1 protein-coding gene is annotated in these 1225 nt (G+C 40.4%); it reads right to left on the bottom strand.

Features of this window, described 5'->3' with window-relative positions; translation table 11 throughout:
* Positions 1 to 182: 182 nt before the first annotated feature.
* Positions 183 to 1225: pentapeptide repeat-containing protein (locus F6K22_RS41220; protein ID WP_293110981.1), on the bottom strand; the 1043-nt coding region annotated here is incomplete at its 5' end.

The raw sequence follows: 1225 nt of genomic DNA on the forward strand, positions 1-1225 counted from the left end.
TCTTTCAATAGACATCTCCAGAAAATAAACTTGCCTTTTATTTAGCATCAGCTAGAGTTGTAAAAGTTCGTCAAAAAATCATTTTTCGTACCTTTTTCCTGAAAATATCTTGCCTGTTCCCTATTCCCAGTTAAGTGTTCCCTACTAGATGCAAAAAGTCTAGATCTTTTTCACGCCTATGTCTAATCAGGTAATATACAATTATTGAGATTGGCATTACTCAGATTAATCCCACTTAAATCAGCATCACTGAGATTGACACCACTGAGGTTGGCATAGCTAAGATTAGCGCGACTGAGATTAGCACCACTTAAAGTAGTATCTTGGAGATTTGCATAGGTGAGGTCAGCATAACTCAGGTTAACACCACTAAGATCGATACCACCCAAGTTAACGCCCCATAAATCAGACCCCATCAAGTTAGCACCATTGAGAATAGTATTAGTAAGAATGGTATGTCGCAGGTGAGCGCGACTAAGGTCAGTTCCACTCAGGTTAGCACTCTTGAGATTAGCACTACTAAGATTAACACCACCCAGGTTAGCATTACTCAGATTAGCATTTTCTAAATTGGCATCCCACAAATCTGCTACTCGCAGACTCGCACCACTCAAATTAGCATTGCTAAGGTTAGCACGACTGAGGTCAACACTATTTAGTTGAGTATTACTGAGGTCATGACCTTGTAAGTTTTTAACTGCTATTTTTTCATTAACAATTTGCCAAACTGTATACCATTTTCGATCAATTCTGGTTGTTTCACGAAGTTTGACACCCTTGAGTTCAGCCCAACTAAGATCGGCATTTTCCAAATGGGTACCACTTAGATCGGCACCACTTAGATCGGCGTTACGAAGATTAGCACCACTTAGATCGGCGTTACGAAGATTAGCACCACTTAGATCGGCGTTACGAAGATTAGCACCACTTAGATCGGCTGCACTCAGGTCAGCTTCATTGATTTTAGCACCATCAAGTTGAGCATTGGAGAATTTAGCAGCGCTAATATGAGCATTTATGAGATTAGTCTTACTAAGATTGGCATCGCTAAAGTCAGCAGCACTGAGGTCAGCACTACTGAGGTTAGCATTTCTTAAAACTGCGCCATTGAGGTCAGCAGCAGTCAGGTTAGCATTGGTCATTTCCACATCATTGAGTTTAGCTGCAATTAAATTAGCTACACTCAAATTAGCTCCATCCAAATAAGCTCCTGTTAGATTAATTG

The organism is Okeania sp. SIO2F4 (genome assembly GCF_010672385.1).
Lineage (GTDB): Bacteria > Cyanobacteriota > Cyanobacteriia > Cyanobacteriales > Microcoleaceae > Trichodesmium.